The organism is Spongiimicrobium salis (assembly GCF_043678055.1).
Taxonomy (GTDB): Bacteria; Bacteroidota; Bacteroidia; order Flavobacteriales; family Flavobacteriaceae; genus Spongiimicrobium; species Spongiimicrobium salis.
In genome coordinates this window covers 924,385-944,892 of the sequence record NZ_JBHEQA010000002.1, presented here as the reverse complement: position 1 = coordinate 944,892, position 20,508 = coordinate 924,385, and the positions used below count along the sequence as shown (strand labels likewise).

Sequence of the window (20,508 nt, the reverse complement as noted above, 5' to 3'; positions counted from 1 at the left end):
TAAACTCGTCAAGTTAAAAAAAATGAAGATTGCGACAAGAGAATTTGTCCCTTATTTCTGTTTATATATCATACTAGGCACTACGCAAGGAATTTGCTTTGTCCCTTAATTCGTTTAAGTGTTTATGCATATTTTCTAACTGCCATTCTTCAATGTGAAGTTGAGGCGCGTAACCTACTGCTTTTGTGAGCTCTTCAAGCATTATATTTTTTACAACCTCAACATAATCTATAGTTGTGGCTATACTATCGTGTATGGTAAATAGCGGCGCTTCGGGATGCTCTTTGCTTATGCGTTTGGTTATTACTTCTAATATCAAGTAACTTTCTATAGACTGAAGTAGGCACGGTAATAGCTCTTTTCCTTCTTTTTTAATAGCATTAAAGACCCTAGATACCTGTCGATACTTATGCTCGAATAATCGTTTAAAAGTTGTGTCATTTTTGTTCAAACCTCTGTATCCATAAGCACTAAACAAAACTAAAAACATAACTGCTTTAAGTTGTTTTCTTGAAGATATTTTTGTCCCTGTTTTTGCTGCAATATGCTCATTGAGGATTTCGTAAAATTGACCTGAAGTCACAGAGTCTATATATTCTTCAAAACCACTATTGATAAGGGGTTTCACAGTTTTTACTAGCATAGTGTAAGTAGAATGATGTTTATTATTTGATAGATATTTAGTAATAATTGAAAAATTTACTAAATCAATAATTTTTGATGAATTTTTGGCTTCGCACTTTAATTTTGAACTTTTTTTGTTCCAAAAATCAGGATTCAGCAACAGTAAACTTAGATAAGGTTGTGAGTTTTTGATGTCTATTGAAACTAAAGACTTACCATCGTATTTAATAACGTTTCGCATCACACTAGGGATGTTAACAATGCTGTGATGTAATCGCTTAACGTTAGCGTCTCTATTAATATAAAAATCGCCATTACTTATCTTCAATATGTTCACTAAAGTATGTTGATATTGTTTGTACGGGTGTTTGCTTACGGTCACAATCATATTTTTTTGTTCCGAGCACGCTTGGTGTCTCTAAGTGCTTTAAATTTCTTCTTTATCATTAGTTCTTGAGATGCGAATGATGTTGCTATGTTTGCATCAACTGTAAGTTTGTCGTTGAACCACTTGGTAAGATGCTCAAGTCCTCTGACTGTCTTATCTGCTTCTTTTTGAAAGAAAGACAGCTTTTGTTTTATTTTGAAGTCAGTTATTCTTGAGCATTGAATTTTACTTTTTTGATGCTCTGAACATAATCGGTATCCGATTGATTTCTTACCTGCTATATACTGCTTATCTGACTTAATTATATCGTGCTGTTCAAGGTATAGAAGGTGTGCTTTGTAATTGTGTTTGATACTTTGTAATACGCTTGAGTTAAGTGATACATAGTCAAAGTAAACATTGTCTTTTACAAGCTGAGAGCGACACACAATGGTATGAATAACGTATAGTAGAAAATCTTTCTTAAAGCCTTTAAAAGATGGCTTATGCAACTTAATAAGAGTATCGACATCAACACTAGTAGGAATGTAGATGAACATAAAATAGGAGATAAAAAAACGGTCTTAAGTGGTGTAAGACCGTCTTTTGTTAGGGTTGATAAGTTGTTTCGTTTTTAGGCTCTTAATGACTCTCCCTGAAGTTTTCTTGAGCTTGAATGTCGGGAGGCGAGAAGATTTATGCACTACGCTTTTGTGAAAGGTAGACATCCGCTTCATTATTAAGCTCTTTAAGTGTTTTACTTCTTCCTTCCTTAATCCAATCAATAAGTTCTGTCTTAAAGAAGTAAAGCCTATTACCCTTTTTGTGATACGGTATCTCACTGCGGTGACAATAACCGTATAGCGTTTGTACGCTCAACCCAGTAAGTGCCGAAGCTTCTTTAATTGAGATTGGTTTGTTCTCAACATATTGTTGAGGTTCTTTTTGTAGTAATAACTCTTTGAGCTCCTTTACCTGTTGTGTTAAAAACACTATTGCTGACGGCAGTTGCTCGAATGTAATTGTTGCTTCCATTTTGGTATCATTTTATTGTTTGATGCCGCAATGGTAGTGGTATGTTTTATGTTTTTATTGTAGTCTGTAAAGTTTGTATTTTGAGTATCTTATCTGTATTCTACTTTAGCTTAGTACGGAAATTATTGAACACTTTTTGCTCATCAAAACCGATAAAGTAGTCACTTAATAACCTCACGTATTCTCGCTTACGCCCCCTTGGGTTATAAGAGTCCTCATAGTACTTGCTAAAAATACTTATAACATCACCTTTAGTTGTGCGCTTTCTTAAGGTAAACTTAGAAGTGATTATACCTTGCTCAAATACACAGAATAAATATTCATTAAGCTCAGCTTCGTTTAGGTATCCACTACTTACGAGCTTATTAAAGAAGTAATCTCGTACTTTACTTTCGGGTAAACTATCAAAGTTGTTTTTGAAAGTGATTTCAGGTTCATACAAGACACTCTTGATACTAATGCTCAAGTCATTATTACCGACCAAACTATTTTTAAATTTTAAGTGTCGCTCAAGATTCTTTAGCATTATAAAGGCTGAATACTTACGACCATAAAATTTTTGTATTAGCGCATTATTATAGACGTCAACCACATCACCCATAGATAAAGCGATAAGCACTTCCTCATTTAGCTTTTCGTCAAATATCTCTAACTCTAGTGCATAACGAATGAATTTAAAAAACTCTTGTTCACAAAATACCCCATCAGGAGATATACATAATGAGATGTAGTTATAATGAACAGTAACAAAGTCATTTAGGTTTTTAATGGTTTCATTAACATTAATAAGGGCTTCCTCTTGTGGTAAAAATTGTAAAGAATACAAGTGGTCAACTTCTGGCTTATGTTGCTTAAAATCATTTAAAATTCTTTCCTCAATAGCTTTAGCAAGAAGCTCTATTTTCTTTTCTTGGTTCATTTATTAAAAATCTAGTTTAATACGCTCAGCAGCTTCAAACTTGCGTTGATTTGTGATTTTAGCATATACCTGAGTCGTTTTGATATTCTTGTGCCCTAGGAGCTTAGAAACAGTGTAAAGGTCTGTGCCATTGAATAGCTGTAAGGTTGCATACGTATGACGGAAGCAGTGGAATGTGATGTCTTTGGTAATACCTGCTGCGCCTATCCATTGATACAAGTGTTTATTATGGTACGCCGAATATTTAAGCCCTAAAAATACTTTTTCGTTTTCATCTTGAGCTTCTCCTATCAAGTCACGTGCTTGTTGCGAAATGGGATGATACTCTACGCCATTCGTTTTTTCTTGATTAAAGTAAACAACCCAGCCTTGTTGGTCAATATGACCTATCTTCTTCCAAGTGAGAGCTTTAATATCTGAGAAACGCAAACCAGTTAAAGCAGAAAAAAGAGCTGCCTTTTTCATTAATGGATTATTGCAATCGGTCTTAATTAAGCTATTGAGTTCTTCTAGGGTTAAAAACTCACGACGCACTTCAGGCTCTTTAATAGGGTCTACTTTAGCATTTAAATCGGTCTGTAAAATACCTTCTTTGTAAGCAGACTTTAACGATGCCTTAATTTTGTTGTAGTAAGAATGCGCAGAACTTTTAGATAGCTTTGTTTTTGAGCTCCGCTTACTCTTTGCCGTTAGAAGGTACTCTTTGTAATTTTCTAAAAACTGCTCATTTAGGTCGACAAATTTTAAAGTTCCACCTGTAAAATCTTCTAAGTAGTTTAATGCAGAGAGCCAAGCCTTATAATTTGCACCATCTCTTTTCTCTGCCAAAGTCTTGCAGTAATTTACAAAGCACTTATTACCGAGTTCCTTTAAACGTAATTGCTCTTTTTCAAAAGCTGTATAAATTTCAGGCTTATTAAGTTCGTTTTCTCTTTTTTGCCTTATTTGCTCTGCGAATTGGCGAGTTTGCTTATTGTCTTGTTTCTCAAGGGCATTTTTTGGTTTTGTAATTACATACAACCCAAGATGCTCACGCCTTGATTTCTTACCTGTCTTTGAGTTAATTATTGGGGGATAAAAATCTAAATAAAGTGTTTCTCTGCCTTTGGTAATTGATTTACTTCGTACTGTAACTTTAGTCGCCATCTATAAAATTATATTCGTTATTGTTTATTTAAAAAGTTGGTTAATACGTTTTTTTTCTACGTACGAATACTTTCCTTTTCTGAATTTTGGCACATCATTGCGTTTGAGTATAGCGTATAATGCACTACTGGATATACCGTAGATGTTAGTGATGTCCTGTATAGTGTAGCAGTCTTCTAAATCAGGTATTTCGGTCTGTATCATATCACTGTGAGTAAATACGTTTTCAATACTAGCACGACTTATACGCGTCATACGCTCTGATAGATTGACTGCTTTAATTGTGCCTCGGTCTATTAAGCGATAAACAGTTTTAGAAGAACACCCTAATAATAAAGCAACTTCTTTTACTGTAAGAAACTGTTTAGTTTGGACATTATCAATTTTAGTCGTCTTGACCGCTTTTACTTCTGTGTCACTATTGTTAAGTTTTTCATTTCTTTTACGGGCTTTATAGGCTCTTTTAGCGCAGTTATCACCGCAGTATTTAGTTACAGTAGTCTTTGCAGTGAACTCTTGACTACAATGCTGGCAGATGCGTTTAATACGTATGTTACTACTCATTTTGTGACCTTAGATTTATTTAAATCAACTTAAGGGTAAATAAGAGACATAATTTCACTCTAAAACAAAAAAAATTGTACCTCAAAAGTTGAGATACAATTTAGATACAATTCTTAAGAAAAAGAAACTATAATACTGAAAAAACAATAAGACCTCTTAAAAGCCTTTAAATACAAGTAATATGAAAGTATTAGTGAAAGTATTATGAAAGTAGTGCGTTTGTTTTTCAGCTATTATTTCCCAATACAAAAATTGGCAAAAATATTCCCCAACAGATCATCCGAAGTGATTTCTCCGGTGATTTCCCCAAAGTGGTATAGGGCCTGGCGGATATCAATGGCCAACAGATCGGCCGGAGTACCTTCATCCATCCCAAATTGTACCCGTTCTACCTCTTCCAAAGCTTTTAAGAGGGCATCATAGTGGCGGGTATTGGTGACAATGGTCTCATTATTGCGCAAGGCACCGGTATTCACCAAATTCAATAAGGCTTCTTTGAGAGTATCTACACCGATTTGCTGTTTGGCGGAGAGTAAATGTATATTGGGAATGGTGGTTTCCAAGGATTTTTGTTGCTGTGCATTGATCTGATCTACTTTATTGGCGACCACCAAAAGCGGTTTTTGCGGGAATTGATTCTTGATCTTTTCCAGTTCCAGCTGTACTTCTCCCAGCGTATCCTGTGCCATCACCTGGGCACTGTCCAAAAGAAAGACCACCACTTGGGCCTGCTTCATTTTCTCAAAGGTCTTTTGAATGCCCAGACCTTCGATCACATCCTTAGTCTCCCGAATGCCTGCCGTATCAATAAATCGGAAACCAATCCCGCCGATAGCGATCTCGTCTTCAATGGTATCCCGGGTGGTTCCTGCAATATCGCTCACAATGGCACGCTCTTCATTGAGCAGGGCATTGAGCAGGGTAGATTTTCCCACATTGGGTTCTCCTACGATGGCCACGGGAATTCCATTTTTAATGACATTCCCTACCGCAAAGGAATCGATCAAACGTTTGAGGACTTCAACGATCCGGCCCAAGAGGTCTTTAAACTGGCTTCGATCGGCAAATTCCACATCTTCTTCTGCAAAATCGAGCTCCAATTCGATTAGCGAGGCAAAATTGAGCAATTCGTCTCGCAATTTTTTGATCTCTGAACTAAAACCGCCCCGCATCTGTTGCATGGCAATCTGATGGCTGGCCGCATTATCACTGGCAATGAGATCGGCCACGGCTTCTGCCTGACTCAGATCCAGTTTTCCATTCAAAAATGCCCTTAAGGTAAACTCCCCGGCATCTGCGGTGCGACAACCATTCCGTAAAAACAATTGGATGATTTCTTGCTGAATATAGGGAGACCCATGACAGGATATTTCCACCACATCCTCACCCGTGTAGGAATTGGGGCCTTTAAAAATAGAGAGCAATACTTCGTCTAGCTTACGTGTACCATCCACAATATGCCCTAAATGCAGGGTATGGCTCTTTTGCTTTTTTAAATCTTTTTTTCGGACCGACTCAAAAAAGGGAGCCACCAAAGGAATCACATCGGTACCGGAGATACGGATGACGGCTATGGCACCGGCACCGGCCGGAGTAGCTAGGGCAATAATGGGTTCTTGTGCAAGCATGGGACAAAAATAGGCAAAACCTTTATTTTGGCCTTAAAGAACGGATACGTTAAAAATATCGGCTGAAATCCTAAAGTTTTTTATCTTGGCCCCAAACACATAAACCATTATAACATGAAGTACATTTTAACCTTACTATTGGTATGCTTCCTAGGGACGCTACCATTACAGGCACAGATGGATGCTGCCGACAAAAGAGAACTGAAGAAAGCTGTTAAATTAGTCGAAAAAGAAATTAAAAAAGAAACTAAAAAGGCAAAAAGAGAAGCAAAGCGGGAAAAACGCAAAGCAAAAAAGGCCAAAGCGGCGGCCAAAAGGGAAAAGGCGATAAAAAGCCAAAAAAAAGCCATTCAAAAAGATAAAAGGAAAATGGCCTCCTTGAAACGAAAATTGGAAAAAGGTCAGGAAAATGGCAGCTTATCCCCAGTGGAGATTACAAAAATCAATGCAAAAATCGACAAGTTGAGCGAAAGTATTGCCCGGCATCAACGGCGGCTTTCCAAATTGTAACATGCCCTTTTTTCCATTTTTGCTGTAACATTTTAAGATAAAAAGCTACCTATAGGCATCAATCCTTAAAATCAATCAAAAAATGGAAATCATCAATCAATCCACAAAAAGAATCGATAGACCTTTATTGACTATCACACATTTGAGTCAATTAATCACCTTTGTCACAGGCTTTGGAGGACTCATCGTTCCACTCATTCTATGGCTTACCCAAAAGGATGTAGTAGAAGATATGGATGAACATGGAAAGTCTATTGTAAACTTTCAATTGAGTCTTATCTTATATGTTATCATTGGTATCCCTGGGATTTTATTATTTGGTCTGGGCATCTTATTCCTGATTTTTGTAGGAATCATCAGTTTTGTCCTTCCTATTGTAAATGCCATACGAGCCAATAATGGAGAATCGCCGAGTTACTTTATGACCATACGATTCTTTTAATAAGTCACAGGTCTATTATGTAGGTGAAAATAGGAGTAGTTAGAGGAAACTCATTATAGCTGATGTATAAAGAACATAGGCTTGTAAAATATACATTAAATCGTCTTTAAGGCACAGAACAGTCATGAATCATGAAGCCTTAACGACGATTTTTTTATGTTCTTTTTTGGGTAAGCAATTGTTTAGCTACAAGGAATTGATAGCCCAACCAGCTTACAATACCCATAAACTTTGCACCATCTTCAAACAGATAATGCCATTTTTCAGAGAATTCGGGGAGCATATCGATACCTACAGATAACCCTAAAAATCCTAAAAACAGCCCTAAAAAGACATAGTTGGTCGATTTTAAAATGATTTTTCTAAAAGAAATGAGATACCCCAGAATATTAAGGATATAGGCTGCATATACTACTTTCTCATCAATGCCCAATACTCTGGGAACAACCTCTTCGTGCAATAAAAACATATCGTCCAAGAGCAATAATAATCCCAACATCCCTCCATAAAGTACAAATAAACGTTCGACCTTGGACGAAGTTGACGAGGTTTTCAAGATGACATAGGTCAGTAAACAAATAGCAACGGAAAAACTCCAGACAATGGCCCCAAGATTGGAAAGCACGCCGTAGTAGGGAGAAGATGCGGTAATAGCGGAGGGGTCTCTGGTCAAATCCCCAAAATGGACGTCGGCCTTAACACTAAAAATCACGAGGCCTATAAGTAGTACAATGGCCAGAAGGTAGAACCCTAAGAACCATGTTCTATCTTTGAAGACCAAGGATGATATCGTTTTTAGCATAAGGAAGAATACTATATTGGCAACGGATAAAATAAATGCCTTTTGTTTAAGATATTTACCTAAAATTAAAGATAAGATAATGTTTTCTTAAACAGAATAAAAACGAAATGGGAAAAATGGAATTCAGGATTTTTTCGAGCAAAAGCACGTTTCATCGATGAATAGAGCCATATTCAAGGAAAAGTACTACCATTATAGCTAAGTCTTGAAAGTCAGAAAAATTTAGAAATCCTTCTAATTGTTCAACATCACTGGCATGACGAGCATAGTTACATTTTCCCCTTCATCCAAGCCATCTACAGGTGTTAGGATTCCCGCTCTATTGGGCAAACTCATTTCCAGAGAAACTTCATCGGAGTTCAAATTGTTCAACATTTCCGTTAGAAACCTGGAGTTGAACCCAATTTGCATATCGTCGCCTTGATACGCACAGGTCAAACGCTCTTCCGCTTTGTTACTATAATCAATATCCTCTGCAGAAATATTCAATTCGGCCCCAGCGATTTTGAGTCGAATTTGATGGGTAGTCTTATTGGAAAATATGGAAACACGCTTTACGGAACTCAAAAACTGATTTCGGGCAATAGCCAATTGATTCGGGTTTTCTTTTGGAATAACCGCTTCATAATTGGGGTATTTTCCATCAATCAACCTACAGATCAATTCGGTACTGTCAAAGCTAAACTTGGCATTACTATCGTTATATTCAATAGTAACATCGGTCTCACTGCCCGCCAAGATGCCTTTCAATAAGTTCAAAGGTTTTTTAGGCATAATGAACTCTGCAACTTGTGAGGCGACCACATCGGTGCGCTGGTATTTTACCAATTTATGGGCATCGGTAGCTACGAAAGTAAGATTCTCGGTAGAGAACTGAAAGAAGACACCGCTCATTACCGGTCTTAAATCATCATTTCCAGCAGCGAATATGGTTTTGCTGATCGCCGTGGCCAAAATATCTCCGAGCAAGGTGGTAGAACTTGGATTGGAAAGCTCAATAGCCTTTGGGAATTCAGCACCATCTGCATAGGCCAGGGCATATTTTCCATGATTAGAGCTTATTTCTACCGTATTATTATCCTCTACTACAAAAGTCAAAGGTTGTTCCGGAAAGGTCTTCAAGGTGTCCAATAACAAACGTGCCGGAACAGCAATAGTACCTTCATGTTCGGAATCCACTTCTAAAACAGAACTCATCGTCGTTTCCAAATCAGATGCCGAAACGGTGAGTTTGGTCTTGTCCAGATCAAATAAAAAGTTATCCAGAATGGGAAGGGTGTTACTATTGTTGATCACTCCCCCTAAAACCTGTAATTGTTTCAGTAAATACGTACTCGATACTATAAATTTCATTCGTTATATATTTTGTGCCCTAATCTCTTCCGATATGATCTCTGGAAAACTGTGAATTTTCCATGATGTTCTGTTTTAAAAGTAAGACATACTTTAAAACAAAGATATTTTAAATGTCCTTTTTAAGGAAACAAACTTATTAACACTTATTTGCTGTACTTTTTCCTGCGATACAGGCTAAAAAGAAGGCCAACCACGCAGGTCAATACTACCGGAAGCCCAATATTTAGGAACTGCCATTTTGTTTTTTGCGCTACTACTTTTTCCTGATCAAGAAAAGGTATCGCTACTTTTTTGCTGCGAATGTTTATAAGTCCGTTATCCTCTAAAAGATAATTCATGCTATTTATCATAAATTCTTTGTTTCCATAGAATTTATTGGTCCATTTATCATAACCCAATTCCAAAGGCCTTCCTTTGCTCACTTGATTTTTGATGATATCCCCATCGGCTACCACCAACATTTTATTGGCAGCTCCTTGATTCAGACTCCCCTCAAGGGAAACCGGTTTGCTTCTGTTGGTGAAAGCGGAATTGAATTCCCCTTCAATCAAAACAGCCATAGGTTGATTGCCATTGTTGTATGTAGTGCGATCTGGTGGTGCATTGAGAATATCAAAACTGATTCGTCTTGGGGCTGCATCGACCTTGGACAAGGGAGAGCTCCTATAGAGAATGGTTTTTGTGTTGGCATTGCGCAAGGTGTCCAGGGTATTGGCAAATTGAAATTGCAATGCCTCTAAATTGGTATTGATGGGGTGATCGTTCCTAGAAAACACTTTGGGGTGATAGTACCAAGGAACGGGACTGTATTGCGATCCATTTCCTTCGCCTTTGGCCAGGATAATTTCGGTAAAATAGAGGTCATTCACCAAAACCGGATTAAAGCGCACCCCATATTTAAAAAAGAAATCCGTTAAATTTAAATCCCGTGGAACCGCAAAAGTGCTGCCGGTTTCATTATAGAGACTATCCAATTCGGCGCTCACTTGATCAATAAGCCACATGGATTTCCCTCCCTGTACAATATATTGATCCAATATATATTTTTCGGCATCGGAAAACGCTTCCGTAGGTTTTGCGATCAAGGCCAGATCAAAATCACGAAGTTGATCAAAAACCTGCTGCGGATTACTGCTTACAGAATCTAAGGTAATCGCACCAATATCGTAATATTCGTTTATGGTAGATAGGAAATCGGCCATAAAAATGTCTTCGAGTTCCCCATTTCCTTTAAGGACGGCCACTTTCTTTTTTTCCGGGATATCCAATTTAGAGAAAGCATCCGAAAAGGCATACTCCAAATGTTGTACGGAATTGTTCACCAATTCTTCCGAGGAAGCTCCCAACTTATTTTTTAAGAGCGACACTTTTACGGTAGTACTATCGCTATTCACCATGGCCCAGGGGAAAACAATTTCTTGGGAGACTTTCCCATTTTCTTCTACGGTAACATTGGCGGGAGTAAGGCCTATGCTTTGCAACTCTCCAATAACTTGCTCTCTATTGGGTTCCTCGTCCAAGGGAGAGAAAAAGTTAAACTTTATATTGTTGTTTTGCGAGGCAAATTCTTCCAGGATTTGTTGGGTTTCTACCTTTAACCGGGCAAATTCTGGAGGCAGGTTTCCATCCAACAATACATCTATGATAATGGGTTTTTCAAATCGATCTACGGTAGTTATGGCAGATGGGGATAAGGTATAGCGCTTATCTTCCGTAAGGTCGAAACGCGTATACAAAAGACTTCCAAGAAGGTTGATGATGACGAATGCGATTATGGCAATCCCTATGGCCGAACTTTTCTTTTTCATTATTGATTATGATGCTTAAGTTGGGTTACTGTCAAGAAGAGAAAGAAAAGGGTCATGCTCATAAAATAGAGCAGATCACGTGTATCCATAACCCCCCTGGCAATACTTTCAAAATGGGCTTGCATGCCCAAATTTTGAATGGTCAAAGCAACACTTCCAGAATCTATTAAAGTGGACAATCCCTGAAATCCATAATACAATAAGAAACTTAGCACCATACTGATGATAAAGGCCACGATCTGGTTTTTGGATAGGGTAGAGGAGAACAGGCCAATGGCAATATAACTGGTCAAGAGAAAAAATAGACCCAGGTAGGAACCAATGACAATACCACTATCAAAATTATTGACCGTAGTACCCAACTGACCAACAGTATATACGTACAGTAAAGTGGGCGCTAAGGCGATCAAAGCCAATGCCAAGGTTCCGAGGAATTTCCCAAGGACGGTCTGCCAAATACTTATAGGTTTAATGAACAAGAGTTCCAAAGTCCCCATTTTACGCTCTTCCGAAAAACTTTTCATGGTAATGGCCGGAATCAGGAAAAGAAAGACCCAAGGGGTCAATAAGAAAAAATTCCCCAAATCGGCAAAGCCATAATCAAAGACATTAAAGGGACCTTTAAATACCCAAAGAAAGAGTCCATTGAGCGTCAAGAAGAGGCCAATGACCATATATCCAATGGGTGAAGTAAAGAAGGATTGAATCTCCCGTTTAAAAATGGCTAACATGTATGAATCAATTAAGTGATACCTTTTTATTGATGCTCCAAGCTTCCGGTTTGCCTGCAAACAACAGTTTTGTTTTTTTCCATATTCCCTGGAACAAGTCACTATTTCGATACGCTTGTAGGCTATCCTCCGAATCCCAGTAGCTATAGGTGAAAAAAATGGATGGATCATCCCGATCCTGATATAACTCTAACAGGGAACAACCTTTAAAATTGCGAATGCGATGCTTGTTTTCTTCAAAGTTTTGCTCAAAACTAGTAATATTTTCTTTTTTAATGATCAATTTGACGATTCGTACCAACATTTACTTAAAATTTATAACAATGGTATCCCTAAAATCCAACCCGAGCAAGGTGGCTGCTCCTCCAACGGTATTGAGGTCACTTTTATAAATGGCCAACTCTATATAGTCCGAAGAGTTGAACAAAGCCAAGAGATCTCCGGCGCCTTTACGTTGATTTTTATCCAGGGAAAAATTTATGATATCCCCATATTTATGGTGTATGGTATTAATTTTTTTGTTCCTGGCGTTCAATTCAAAAGGGCGGCCATTTCTATACGCTTCAAATAAACTTTTTTGAATATTGGTCACCACATTCCCGTAATTGTCAATGTAAATGACACTGCCGATGATGGTAGCTCCATTATCCGTAATTCTAGGAGCAAATTCACGCAGGTCTTTGAGTTGGGAAAAGGGCTTCCCAACAACCTCCAAAGTGCCTCCTCTTGCAATATGGCAAGCCACCTGTACAAATACATCCAATACAGGGAAAGAACCATGAAGTGGATTGGGAATATTGATTTCCACGACTTTTTCCGGTTGTATTTCGGCGGTGATCAAGCAGATTACACCATTGTTTGCGCTGATAAAGTAATGTCCGTCTACCAAGACCGCAATATGTTGGTTTTCTACTGTAGGTTCAGAATCCACTCCAACGATATGAATGGTACCCTCAGGAAAGGCTTTGTAGGAGTTTTTAAGGATGTAAGCACACTCATGGATATTGAACGGACTTATATTATGCGAAATATCAACAATTTTAACATCGGTCAGCTCGCGATAGATAGTCCCTTTTATAGCACCTACGAAATGATCTTTATGTCCAAAATCTGTGGTTAAAGTAATGATTGGCATGCAACACTGTTGATATGTTTTTCCTTGTACAAACCGATTTTTACTTAAGTTTGTTGAACAAAATTACACAAAAAAATAGCGAACGGAAATTTTAGGATGACTCAGTTTAAAAACTAAATATAGTTGTCTGAATAAGAACAAGTTATTGAATAAAAAAGTAGTCTATTGGCGACTATTGAAAAATTTGATGACCACAAAACAAGAAGGTATTGAACGAACTTATAATAGAACTTACGGAAATTAGTCCAAGAGAATTTTTTGGACATCAGAATTCCAATATTGATATTTTAAAAAAATATTTTCCCAAATTAAAAATTGTTGCCCGGGGCAGTAAGGTAAAAGTATATGGCGATGAGGAACTTTTAGAGGAGTTCGATAAACGTTTTGATATGCTCACTGCACATTTTACGAAATTCAACAAATTGGATGAAAACGCCATTGAACGGGTATTGACCAGTAATGGGAAAGAAGATTATGAATCTTCTGCCAGTAGTGGGGATGTGCTGGTACACGGCGTGAACGGAAAGCTTATCAAAGCCCAGACTGCCAATCAACGGAAAATGGTGGATGCCGCTAAGAACAACGATATGGTCTTTGCCATTGGACCGGCGGGAACGGGAAAAACCTATACGGGGGTTGCCTTGGCCGTGAAAGCACTAAAAGAGAAACAGGTAAAACGAATTATCCTGACCAGACCTGCGGTAGAAGCAGGAGAGAATCTTGGATTTTTACCTGGGGATCTTAAAGAAAAATTAGATCCCTATATGCAGCCTTTGTATGATGCTTTACGGGATATGATTCCTTCAGAAAAGTTAACACACTTTATTGAGAATGGAACCATACAGATTGCGCCTATGGCATTCATGAGGGGAAGAACCTTGGACAACGCCTTTGTAATTCTTGATGAAGCTCAAAATACTACCCATGCCCAGATGAAAATGTTCTTGACACGAATGGGGAAAAATGCAAAGTTTTTGATTACCGGAGATCCTGGGCAGATCGATTTGCCAAGAAGAGTGATTTCTGGGTTAAAAGAGGCCTTATTGATTCTTAAAAACACCGAAGGTATCCGCATTATTTATTTGGATGATAAGGATGTCATTAGGCACCGATTGGTGAAAAAGGTGATCGATGCATATAAGACTATAGAACATCAAAACTAAGGAAGAATAGATGAGTGACCATACGATTATAGCGACGGATTTTAAATTTCCGGGGCAAAAAAAAATATATAAGGGAAAAGTAAGGGAAGTATATCATTTGGACAATGACCTTCTCTTGATGATTGCCACGGACCGTCTCTCCGCATTCGATGTGGTAATGCCCAAAGGAATTCCTTATAAAGGACAGATATTGAATCAGATTGCCACCAAGATGATGGAGGCCACGTCAGATATTGTTCCCAACTGGTTGATCGCTACCCCAGACCCCAATGTGGCCATTGGCCATGCCTGTGAGCCCTTTATGGTAGAAATGGTGATCCGAGGCTATATGTCCGGACATGCGGCAAGGGAATACAAAGCGGGAAAAAGAATGTTGTGTGGTGTGCCCATGCCCGATGGGATGAAAGAAAACGATGCCTTTCCGGAACCGATCATTACCCCGGCCACTAAAGCCGAGAAAGGAGATCATGATGAAGATATTTCCAGAGAGGATATTTTGAAAAGAGGAATTGTTTCGGAGGAAGATTATGTCATTTTGGAGCAATATACTAGAGCCTTGTTCCAAAGAGGAACGGAAATTGCCGCAAAACAGGGATTGATTCTCGTGGATACAAAATACGAATTTGGGAAAACCAAAAACGGGGAGATTGTCCTTATTGACGAAATTCATACCCCAGATTCGTCACGTTACTTTTATGCCGAAGGCTATACAGAACGACAAGAGCGGGGAGAAGCCCAAAAACAACTTTCCAAGGAATTTGTGCGTCAATGGCTGATAGCCAACGGATTTCAAGGGCTAGAAGGACAAACGATACCCGAAATGACCGATGAATACATCACTTCCGTATCCAATAGGTATATAGAATTGTATGAAAATATCACGGGAACCCCCTTTATAAAAGCGGATATCTCCAATATTGAGGCGCGTATTGAACAACATGTTCTAGATTATCTCGCCTAAAACATCCCGTAAAATACAAGTTTTTGGGTATGGCTGTGTTTTGACAGCATCCGAGAAAGACTAAAAAAATCAGCCCCGTGACACTAAAGTCACGGGGCTTGTTTTGGATAGAGCATATGTAGGGTTGCAATATCCTTTTTATTCGATCGTAATCTTTTTGGTATAGGATCCAGCCAAACCATCGACCCTCATAAGATATACGCCTCGGGTTAAGTTCTTTAAGGAAAACTGATAGGAGGCCTGTTTCATATCCACTTTTTCATATTGTACCAAGGTTCCAGTCATAGAAAAGAGCGATAATTGATAACTGCCTTCCGCTATGCCTTCTAGGCTTATGGTTTCCCCGGATTTCGCAGAATTGGGATAAACTATAAAAGCCTTATCCTCATCGATAATGGTTCCTAAGGCCGTTGCCTTGTAATTGGCTACCTTACCTTGAATTACTTCCGTAACAGCAAGTGAGAAAGTTTCGTTTTCTTCAATAGTATTATCATCCCGCGTGGGTACTGCAATGGTCTTAGAGGTTTCTCCCGGTTCAAAAGTAACAGAAGTATGATCTAATACATAATCGTTGTTATGGGCAGAATTATTGGAAAATGAAATATCCAAAGTAATGCGCTCATTACTTTGTTGACTTAATTGGAATACAAAATCCATAGGTTCTCCTTCCACAGCGGTTGCATTGGAAATGCTCAGGTTGGGAAGGGAACCAAGAGCCGCTAAATTTCCGGAACAAGTAGTTTCGGGTAGCGATAAATTCGTAGCGGTACTCGTCGCAGCATCTTTGCTCAAAACAATTCTATCGATAAAATGACGATTCGACCTTCCTGATATTTCCATAGTATACACTCCAGGCTGATCAAAGGTGACAAAAATGTTATGTCCCCTTCCATCATTGGTAAAGGTAGACCAGGTCCAATTGGTAGTGCCACTGGAATAGACTTTAAACCATCCATCAGCACCAGAACCTTGGGCTACAGGATTTTTTCCACTTCCTCTTGGATATACAATGGAACCGCTAGAATTTCTGGCGAAGAAATCGTCCGCATCGGGAAAACGTAACCAACTATCATTAAAATCAGTGGTACGGGTACCTTCACCCACTTTATTTCTCCATTGGAAACGGTAGGTTCCAGGGTCGTTTATGCTGATAGCTACAGTAATTACCCCATTTCCAGGAGTATTAAAGTTGTTGCCGCCTTCCCATTCCAAATAACTATCCCCGGAAAAACCTGAGGTAGCTGTTTCTCGCGACCATCCTGCGGGGAAATTCAAATTTTCCGCTTCTATGACCACAAGGTTATTTTCTTCTACATAATCTGCCTCGCAATCTGCCTCCAAGACCTGCACTACGGCATCACTTAAAAGATTGGTGCCATCTTGTGTTACGGCCGCAATACGTACCACACCTTCCCGACGTGCTTGTACTCTTCCATTTTGATCTACGGTGGCAATGGCGCTATTTGCAGAAGACCAAAGCAGATTTCTGTTTGTGGCGTTGGAAGGACTGATGGATACACTTAGTAGCGTACTTTCACCGGCATTCATGGTAAGGGATTGCGGCTCCACCCGTATTCTTGTAACGGGAATACTGTTGTTTACAACTTCAAGGGAAGTCGTGTCAACAAAACCACCGTCCACGGTTCTACCCGTAATGATGACGTTACCTGCTGCGATTCCCGTAACCCTACCATTTTGATCTACGGAGGCAATATTATTGTTGCTACTGCTCCAATCAACACCCTGGTTTGTGGCATTACTCGGACTAATTTGAGCACTGAGGGTGATACCTTCTCCTTCATTGATCGAAGCCGTATCTGGACTGGTCGAAATTCCACTTACCGCTACCGTGTTTTGGGGGGCATCAAGGACTTCTACTTGGGCATCGCTCAATAGATTGGTACCATCCTGAGTTCTTGCGGCAATCCTGACATTACCTTCCCGAATAGCTGTAACTCGTCCATTTTGATCTACAGTGGCAATAGCTGGGTTGGCCGATGACCATAATAGATTTCTATTGGTGGCATTGCTAGGACTTATCTGAGCACTCAAATTAACGGTATCTCCTTCATCTATACTGATTGCTTGTGGATTTACACGAATTCTTGTGATAGGAATTAAATTTTGTACTGCTCCATTTACAGTGACCGTTGTGGTATCTCCAAAACCTCCGTCAGCGGTAATAACACCTATTGTTGCCGTTCCTTGCTGTAGGGCAACAAGTTGTCCGTTCTGATTTACTGTGACAATATTGGAATTGCTAGAGGACCAAGTAATATCTTGATTGGTGGCATTGGAGGGGAAAATTTGGGTAGTGAGATTGGCACTCTCTCCTTCGTCCAGGGATAGGGAGGAAGGGCTTAAGACAATACCGCTAACAGGAATATCATTTTGTGGCGCATCCAATACCGTGATGACCGCATCACTGACAAAGTTCCCATCTTCACTTCTTGCCGCGATACGCACTGTACCCTGACGAATCCCCCGAACGTTACCATTTTGATCGACCGTAGCAATGGCATTATCGGCCGAAGACCAAGTTAGGTTTTGGTTGCTGGCATTACTAGGGAAAATTTGGACACTTAACGCAAGTGTATCTCCCTCATCTACGGCGCCATTCTGTGGTGTTACCCGAATTCTAGTGACCGGTACTTCGGGATCATCATCAGGTGCATCATCCGGCGTACAAAGCGTTTCTTCCAAAGCTAAGTTTGTAGCTGCACCGGCGTTCTTGCTCAAAGTAATTCTATCAATAAAGTGGGAATTGGATCGCGCCGAGATTTCAATGGTATATTGTCCGGGATTATCAAAAGTAACGAAGATAGGGTATCCGGAACCATCGTTGGTCAAAGAAGACCAGGTCCAATTGGTGGTACCGCTCAAATATACTTTAAACCATCCGTCCCTACCAGCACCTTCGGGATTTGGTGTTCTTCCACTGCCATGTGGATATACAATGCGTCCATCCGATCGTCTTCCGAAAAAATCATCAGCATCGGGAAAGCGAAGCCAGCTGTCGTTAAAATCGGTACTGCTAGTGCCTTGTCCTACTTTACTTCTCCACTGAAAACGATAGGTTCCAGGGTCATTGATCTGGATAGTGGCAGAGATTACACCTTCTCCCGGGGTATTAAAATGATCTTCTTCATTCCAGGTAATGTAACCATTCCCTGTAAATCCACTATCGTTGTCCGCTACGGCCCAGCCTGAAGGAAATTCTAAATTTTCAGCTTCAATCACCACCAGACTGTTTTGTTCTACGTAATCGGTAGCACAATCTTCAGTATCGGGAACCTCATTGGTGTCACTTGTTTTTTCGATCAGCACCACCCAATCTTGGGCACTGTTATTAGGGGGCGTACCAATATTTCGGTTACCACCGGCTCCAATTTCGGAAACGCTTCCGGTTCTGAGACTTCCTCCATTTCTTGGGTCGAACCAGCGTACGCGATAGGTGCCATTCGCGGCAGATAAATTGAGATTGGTAGAACCACCATTGGGCAAATAAATGGCATATAGCTGATCGATATCTGCTAACACATAATCCGATGAACTTGAAGTAAGCTCATCATTGGATTCCATTTCCCAAAAGGGGAGGTAGGTATTGAAGAAGTTCAGGGCAATTCGGGCATCGTTCCATTTGGTCTGTCGACTTCTAAAATCTTCCGCAGTTAAGTCGGTTTCTCCCGTAGAATACCCAAAGTAATATTCCACTCCGGCACCTCCGGCCATTAATGTTCCCCAAAGTACTTTATTTCTTGTATCATTTCTGTTGTCACCGACAGTTCCCCTTGCTCCATTAAAATTGGCATCTGTGGTTACACCGCGTTCGGCATCTCCTTGTTCATCATTGGTGACAACCCACTGTTTTCCGGAATTTCGAGAATCCGTGATCCAACGTTTTACATCTTCATGGATATCATTGATTTGAATTTGAAGAGAAGGACCTGTTAATTCACTTTGATTTCCTAATAAAGGCGTGAACAAAAAGTTTTGATGAGCCCTTTCGGGGTAGGAGTGAATAACCATATGGTGATCATAGGGATCTAAATCCCGAATGTATTGGGCATATGCCTTTACGCGTGAATTATCCCGATCACCCAATTCTTGAAAGTCGTACAAATCATGTTCCTCTCCCAAATTCCAATTTAACATCAAATGATGTCCAAAACGGGCAATGAGTTCTCTGTAATACAATCTTCTTTGGGTACCCAATTCCCCACGATCCAGTAATTGATCGTTTTCCGTCTCTTGCGTCTTAAAATGTAGGAACATACCCTTAGTTTCGGCATGGGCAAACAATATTTCCCATTGCTCTAATTTAGATACGTCATAGCGTGTTCTATTTTCTGCATCTGAGCCAGAATTTCCGTCTAAGGCAGAACTAGTAGTGGCTCTCCATGGCCATACATCATTTCCATCTCCAATGACATTCATGGTGATAAAAGAAAAGGCATTCATCCCATTTTCGGCCAAATAATTAATAGCACCTATAATTTCGGTACCATCTCCACCTTTCCAGGAAGGGTCTCCGGAATTCCAATCCCCTCGATGTGGAGCCCAACTTTTAATGGCTCTGGTATTATCGAAATCTTCGTAAGCAAGCATGTTTTCAGGAGAATCGGAACCCGCTTTTAAAAAGTAGTTTCCGGTTTCCTCAAACTTTAGATAACGTTCTCCAACATAATTCAGTCGCCCTCTTGCTCGGCTATCAGGGAAAGTTTTATTGCTATTTCCAATAGTAAAGTCCCCGGTAGTACCATTAAAGGAGGTCGCAGAACCTGCTGTTGGACTTAAGCTGATGGCTACGTTGGTCCCTTGCCGAAAGGAGGTATTATAGGTCCATCTTCCCGTTTCGTTGGGCGTAAAGCGAACAGCCCATTGATTTCCCGAAATGGCACTGGTCTCCGCAGCATTTCCATCCGCAGCAAAGAAACCGGGAACCACAAAAGTGTTTCCACTAGGACTGGTAAAAGTGACATTCAATCTATAATTGAGAAAGGGATTGTTGGAACTCGCTTCCGAGCTGTTAGGACCATTAAAGCGAAGGGTTACGGTATGCCATTTCCGGAGTTCACCGGAAATGGTGACTTGGGAGAAAAGGGTGGAAAAAGAAAAAAATAATAAGCATGCAAAAATCGAGGTTTGTAGGGTTTTCATTGTTGTTGTAGGGTAATTTAGTTTTAGTTTAACAGTTGACCATGGGGATATACGTTTGATGAATTCGATTTGGATGTCGAAAAGTGCAGAAAATCGGATTTTTCTGCATTTCATCGATGATTTTGTTAAAGATTTTAACGTTAGCACCTTGAAAATC

The 20,508-nt window shown here is 39.6% G+C and carries 18 protein-coding genes; 4 read left to right on the top strand and 14 right to left on the bottom strand.

The window, feature by feature from the left end; all coding sequences use genetic code 11:
* Window positions 1-73: 73 nt before the first annotated feature.
* The 7 genes from ACEXOE_RS13430 to mnmE all read right to left on the bottom strand — a co-directional run bounded on the left by ACEXOE_RS13430 (window position 74) and on the right by mnmE (window position 6,283).
* A complete protein-coding gene (locus ACEXOE_RS13430; protein ID WP_394749324.1) occupies window positions 74-1,006 on the bottom strand; it encodes a hypothetical protein in 933 nt (310 codons plus the stop codon).
* Between the two features lie 2 nt (window positions 1,007-1,008).
* A complete protein-coding gene (locus ACEXOE_RS13425) occupies window positions 1,009-1,551 on the bottom strand; it encodes a hypothetical protein (protein ID WP_394749323.1) in 543 nt (180 codons plus the stop codon).
* Between the two features lie 136 nt (window positions 1,552-1,687).
* A complete protein-coding gene (locus ACEXOE_RS13420) occupies window positions 1,688-2,026 on the bottom strand; it encodes a helix-turn-helix domain-containing protein (RefSeq protein WP_394749322.1) in 339 nt (112 codons plus the stop codon).
* Between the two features lie 100 nt (window positions 2,027-2,126).
* Window positions 2,127-2,945: a hypothetical protein gene (locus ACEXOE_RS13415; RefSeq protein WP_394749321.1), complete on the bottom strand. Its 819-nt coding sequence runs from the start codon at window positions 2,943-2,945 to the stop codon at window positions 2,127-2,129.
* Between the two features lie 3 nt (window positions 2,946-2,948).
* The gene (locus ACEXOE_RS13410) at window positions 2,949-4,091 is read right to left on the bottom strand and encodes a tyrosine-type recombinase/integrase (protein WP_394749320.1); all 1,143 of its coding nucleotides are present in this window, start codon (window positions 4,089-4,091) and stop codon (window positions 2,949-2,951) included.
* Window positions 4,092-4,115: 24 nt separating this feature from the next.
* A complete protein-coding gene (locus ACEXOE_RS13405; RefSeq protein ID WP_394749319.1) occupies window positions 4,116-4,655 on the bottom strand; it encodes a helix-turn-helix transcriptional regulator in 540 nt (179 codons plus the stop codon).
* Window positions 4,656-4,888: 233 nt separating this feature from the next.
* Entirely contained in the window at window positions 4,889-6,283 is a 1,395-nt protein-coding gene (gene mnmE, locus ACEXOE_RS13400) for a tRNA uridine-5-carboxymethylaminomethyl(34) synthesis GTPase MnmE (protein WP_394749318.1), read from the bottom strand.
* Window positions 6,284-6,397: 114 nt separating this feature from the next.
* Between mnmE and ACEXOE_RS13395 the strand changes: the two genes are divergently transcribed.
* Window positions 6,398-6,793: a hypothetical protein gene (locus ACEXOE_RS13395; RefSeq protein WP_394749316.1), complete on the top strand. Its 396-nt coding sequence runs from the start codon at window positions 6,398-6,400 to the stop codon at window positions 6,791-6,793.
* An 82-nt stretch (window positions 6,794-6,875) separates the two neighbouring features.
* The gene (locus ACEXOE_RS13390; RefSeq protein ID WP_394749315.1) at window positions 6,876-7,235 is read left to right on the top strand and encodes a DUF4870 domain-containing protein; all 360 of its coding nucleotides are present in this window, start codon (window positions 6,876-6,878) and stop codon (window positions 7,233-7,235) included.
* Window positions 7,236-7,389: 154 nt separating this feature from the next.
* Here ACEXOE_RS13390 and ACEXOE_RS13385 read toward each other — a convergent pair whose 3' ends face one another.
* The 6 genes from ACEXOE_RS13385 to ACEXOE_RS13360 form a co-directional block, all read right to left on the bottom strand.
* The gene (locus tag ACEXOE_RS13385) at window positions 7,390-8,037 is read right to left on the bottom strand and encodes a hypothetical protein (protein ID WP_394749314.1); all 648 of its coding nucleotides are present in this window, start codon (window positions 8,035-8,037) and stop codon (window positions 7,390-7,392) included.
* A gap of 234 nt (window positions 8,038-8,271) precedes the next feature.
* Window positions 8,272-9,390 (bottom strand): DNA polymerase III subunit beta, encoded by a 1,119-nt coding sequence (gene dnaN / locus ACEXOE_RS13380; RefSeq protein WP_394749313.1) that lies wholly within the window; start codon window positions 9,388-9,390, stop codon window positions 8,272-8,274.
* Window positions 9,391-9,536: 146 nt separating this feature from the next.
* Window positions 9,537-11,201, bottom strand: a complete 1,665-nt coding sequence (gldG, locus tag ACEXOE_RS13375) for a gliding motility-associated ABC transporter substrate-binding protein GldG (RefSeq protein ID WP_394749312.1) — start codon at window positions 11,199-11,201, stop codon at window positions 9,537-9,539.
* The gene (gene gldF / locus ACEXOE_RS13370; RefSeq protein WP_394749311.1) at window positions 11,201-11,932 is read right to left on the bottom strand and encodes a gliding motility-associated ABC transporter permease subunit GldF; all 732 of its coding nucleotides are present in this window, start codon (window positions 11,930-11,932) and stop codon (window positions 11,201-11,203) included. Before gldF ends, gldG begins: the two co-directional genes overlap by 1 nt.
* Window positions 11,933-11,939: 7 nt before the next feature.
* The gene (locus tag ACEXOE_RS13365) at window positions 11,940-12,236 is read right to left on the bottom strand and encodes a putative quinol monooxygenase (protein WP_394749310.1); all 297 of its coding nucleotides are present in this window, start codon (window positions 12,234-12,236) and stop codon (window positions 11,940-11,942) included.
* Window positions 12,237-13,067 (bottom strand): SAM hydrolase/SAM-dependent halogenase family protein, encoded by an 831-nt coding sequence (locus tag ACEXOE_RS13360; protein WP_394749309.1) that lies wholly within the window; start codon window positions 13,065-13,067, stop codon window positions 12,237-12,239.
* Window positions 13,068-13,276: 209 nt separating this feature from the next.
* Between ACEXOE_RS13360 and ACEXOE_RS13355 the strand changes: the two genes are divergently transcribed.
* Together ACEXOE_RS13355 and ACEXOE_RS13350 are read left to right on the top strand one after the other, a co-directional pair.
* The gene (locus ACEXOE_RS13355; protein ID WP_394749308.1) at window positions 13,277-14,230 is read left to right on the top strand and encodes a PhoH family protein; all 954 of its coding nucleotides are present in this window, start codon (window positions 13,277-13,279) and stop codon (window positions 14,228-14,230) included.
* A gap of 10 nt (window positions 14,231-14,240) precedes the next feature.
* A complete protein-coding gene (locus ACEXOE_RS13350) occupies window positions 14,241-15,191 on the top strand; it encodes a phosphoribosylaminoimidazolesuccinocarboxamide synthase (protein WP_394749307.1) in 951 nt (316 codons plus the stop codon).
* A gap of 138 nt (window positions 15,192-15,329) precedes the next feature.
* Here ACEXOE_RS13350 and ACEXOE_RS13345 read toward each other — a convergent pair whose 3' ends face one another.
* Window positions 15,330-20,351 (bottom strand): Ig-like domain-containing protein, encoded by a 5,022-nt coding sequence (locus tag ACEXOE_RS13345; protein ID WP_394749306.1) that lies wholly within the window; start codon window positions 20,349-20,351, stop codon window positions 15,330-15,332.
* Between the last annotated feature and the right edge of the window lie 157 nt (window positions 20,352-20,508).

Excerpts from the sequence above, each read along its gene's own strand:
- ACEXOE_RS13425 (WP_394749323.1), bottom strand. The coding sequence starts at position 1,551 with ATGTTCATCTACATTCCTACTAGTGTTGATGTCGATACTCTTATTAAG.
- ACEXOE_RS13420 (WP_394749322.1), bottom strand. The coding sequence starts at position 2,026 with ATGGAAGCAACAATTACATTCGAGCAACTGCCGTCAGCAATAGTGTTT.
- ACEXOE_RS13415 (WP_394749321.1), bottom strand. The coding sequence starts at position 2,945 with ATGAACCAAGAAAAGAAAATAGAGCTTCTTGCTAAAGCTATTGAGGAA.
- ACEXOE_RS13410 (WP_394749320.1), bottom strand. The coding sequence starts at position 4,091 with ATGGCGACTAAAGTTACAGTACGAAGTAAATCAATTACCAAAGGCAGA.
- ACEXOE_RS13405 (WP_394749319.1), bottom strand. The coding sequence starts at position 4,655 with ATGAGTAGTAACATACGTATTAAACGCATCTGCCAGCATTGTAGTCAA.
- mnmE (WP_394749318.1), bottom strand. The coding sequence starts at position 6,283 with ATGCTTGCACAAGAACCCATTATTGCCCTAGCTACTCCGGCCGGTGCC.
- ACEXOE_RS13395 (WP_394749316.1), top strand. The coding sequence starts at position 6,398 with ATGAAGTACATTTTAACCTTACTATTGGTATGCTTCCTAGGGACGCTA.
- ACEXOE_RS13390 (WP_394749315.1), top strand. The coding sequence starts at position 6,876 with ATGGAAATCATCAATCAATCCACAAAAAGAATCGATAGACCTTTATTG.
- ACEXOE_RS13385 (WP_394749314.1), bottom strand. The coding sequence starts at position 8,037 with ATGCTAAAAACGATATCATCCTTGGTCTTCAAAGATAGAACATGGTTC.
- dnaN (WP_394749313.1), bottom strand. The coding sequence starts at position 9,390 with ATGAAATTTATAGTATCGAGTACGTATTTACTGAAACAATTACAGGTT.
- gldG (WP_394749312.1), bottom strand. The coding sequence starts at position 11,201 with ATGAAAAAGAAAAGTTCGGCCATAGGGATTGCCATAATCGCATTCGTC.
- gldF (WP_394749311.1), bottom strand. The coding sequence starts at position 11,932 with ATGTTAGCCATTTTTAAACGGGAGATTCAATCCTTCTTTACTTCACCC.
- ACEXOE_RS13365 (WP_394749310.1), bottom strand. The coding sequence starts at position 12,236 with ATGTTGGTACGAATCGTCAAATTGATCATTAAAAAAGAAAATATTACT.
- ACEXOE_RS13360 (WP_394749309.1), bottom strand. The coding sequence starts at position 13,067 with ATGCCAATCATTACTTTAACCACAGATTTTGGACATAAAGATCATTTC.
- ACEXOE_RS13350 (WP_394749307.1), top strand. The coding sequence starts at position 14,241 with ATGAGTGACCATACGATTATAGCGACGGATTTTAAATTTCCGGGGCAA.
- ACEXOE_RS13345 (WP_394749306.1), bottom strand. The coding sequence starts at position 20,351 with ATGAAAACCCTACAAACCTCGATTTTTGCATGCTTATTATTTTTTTCT.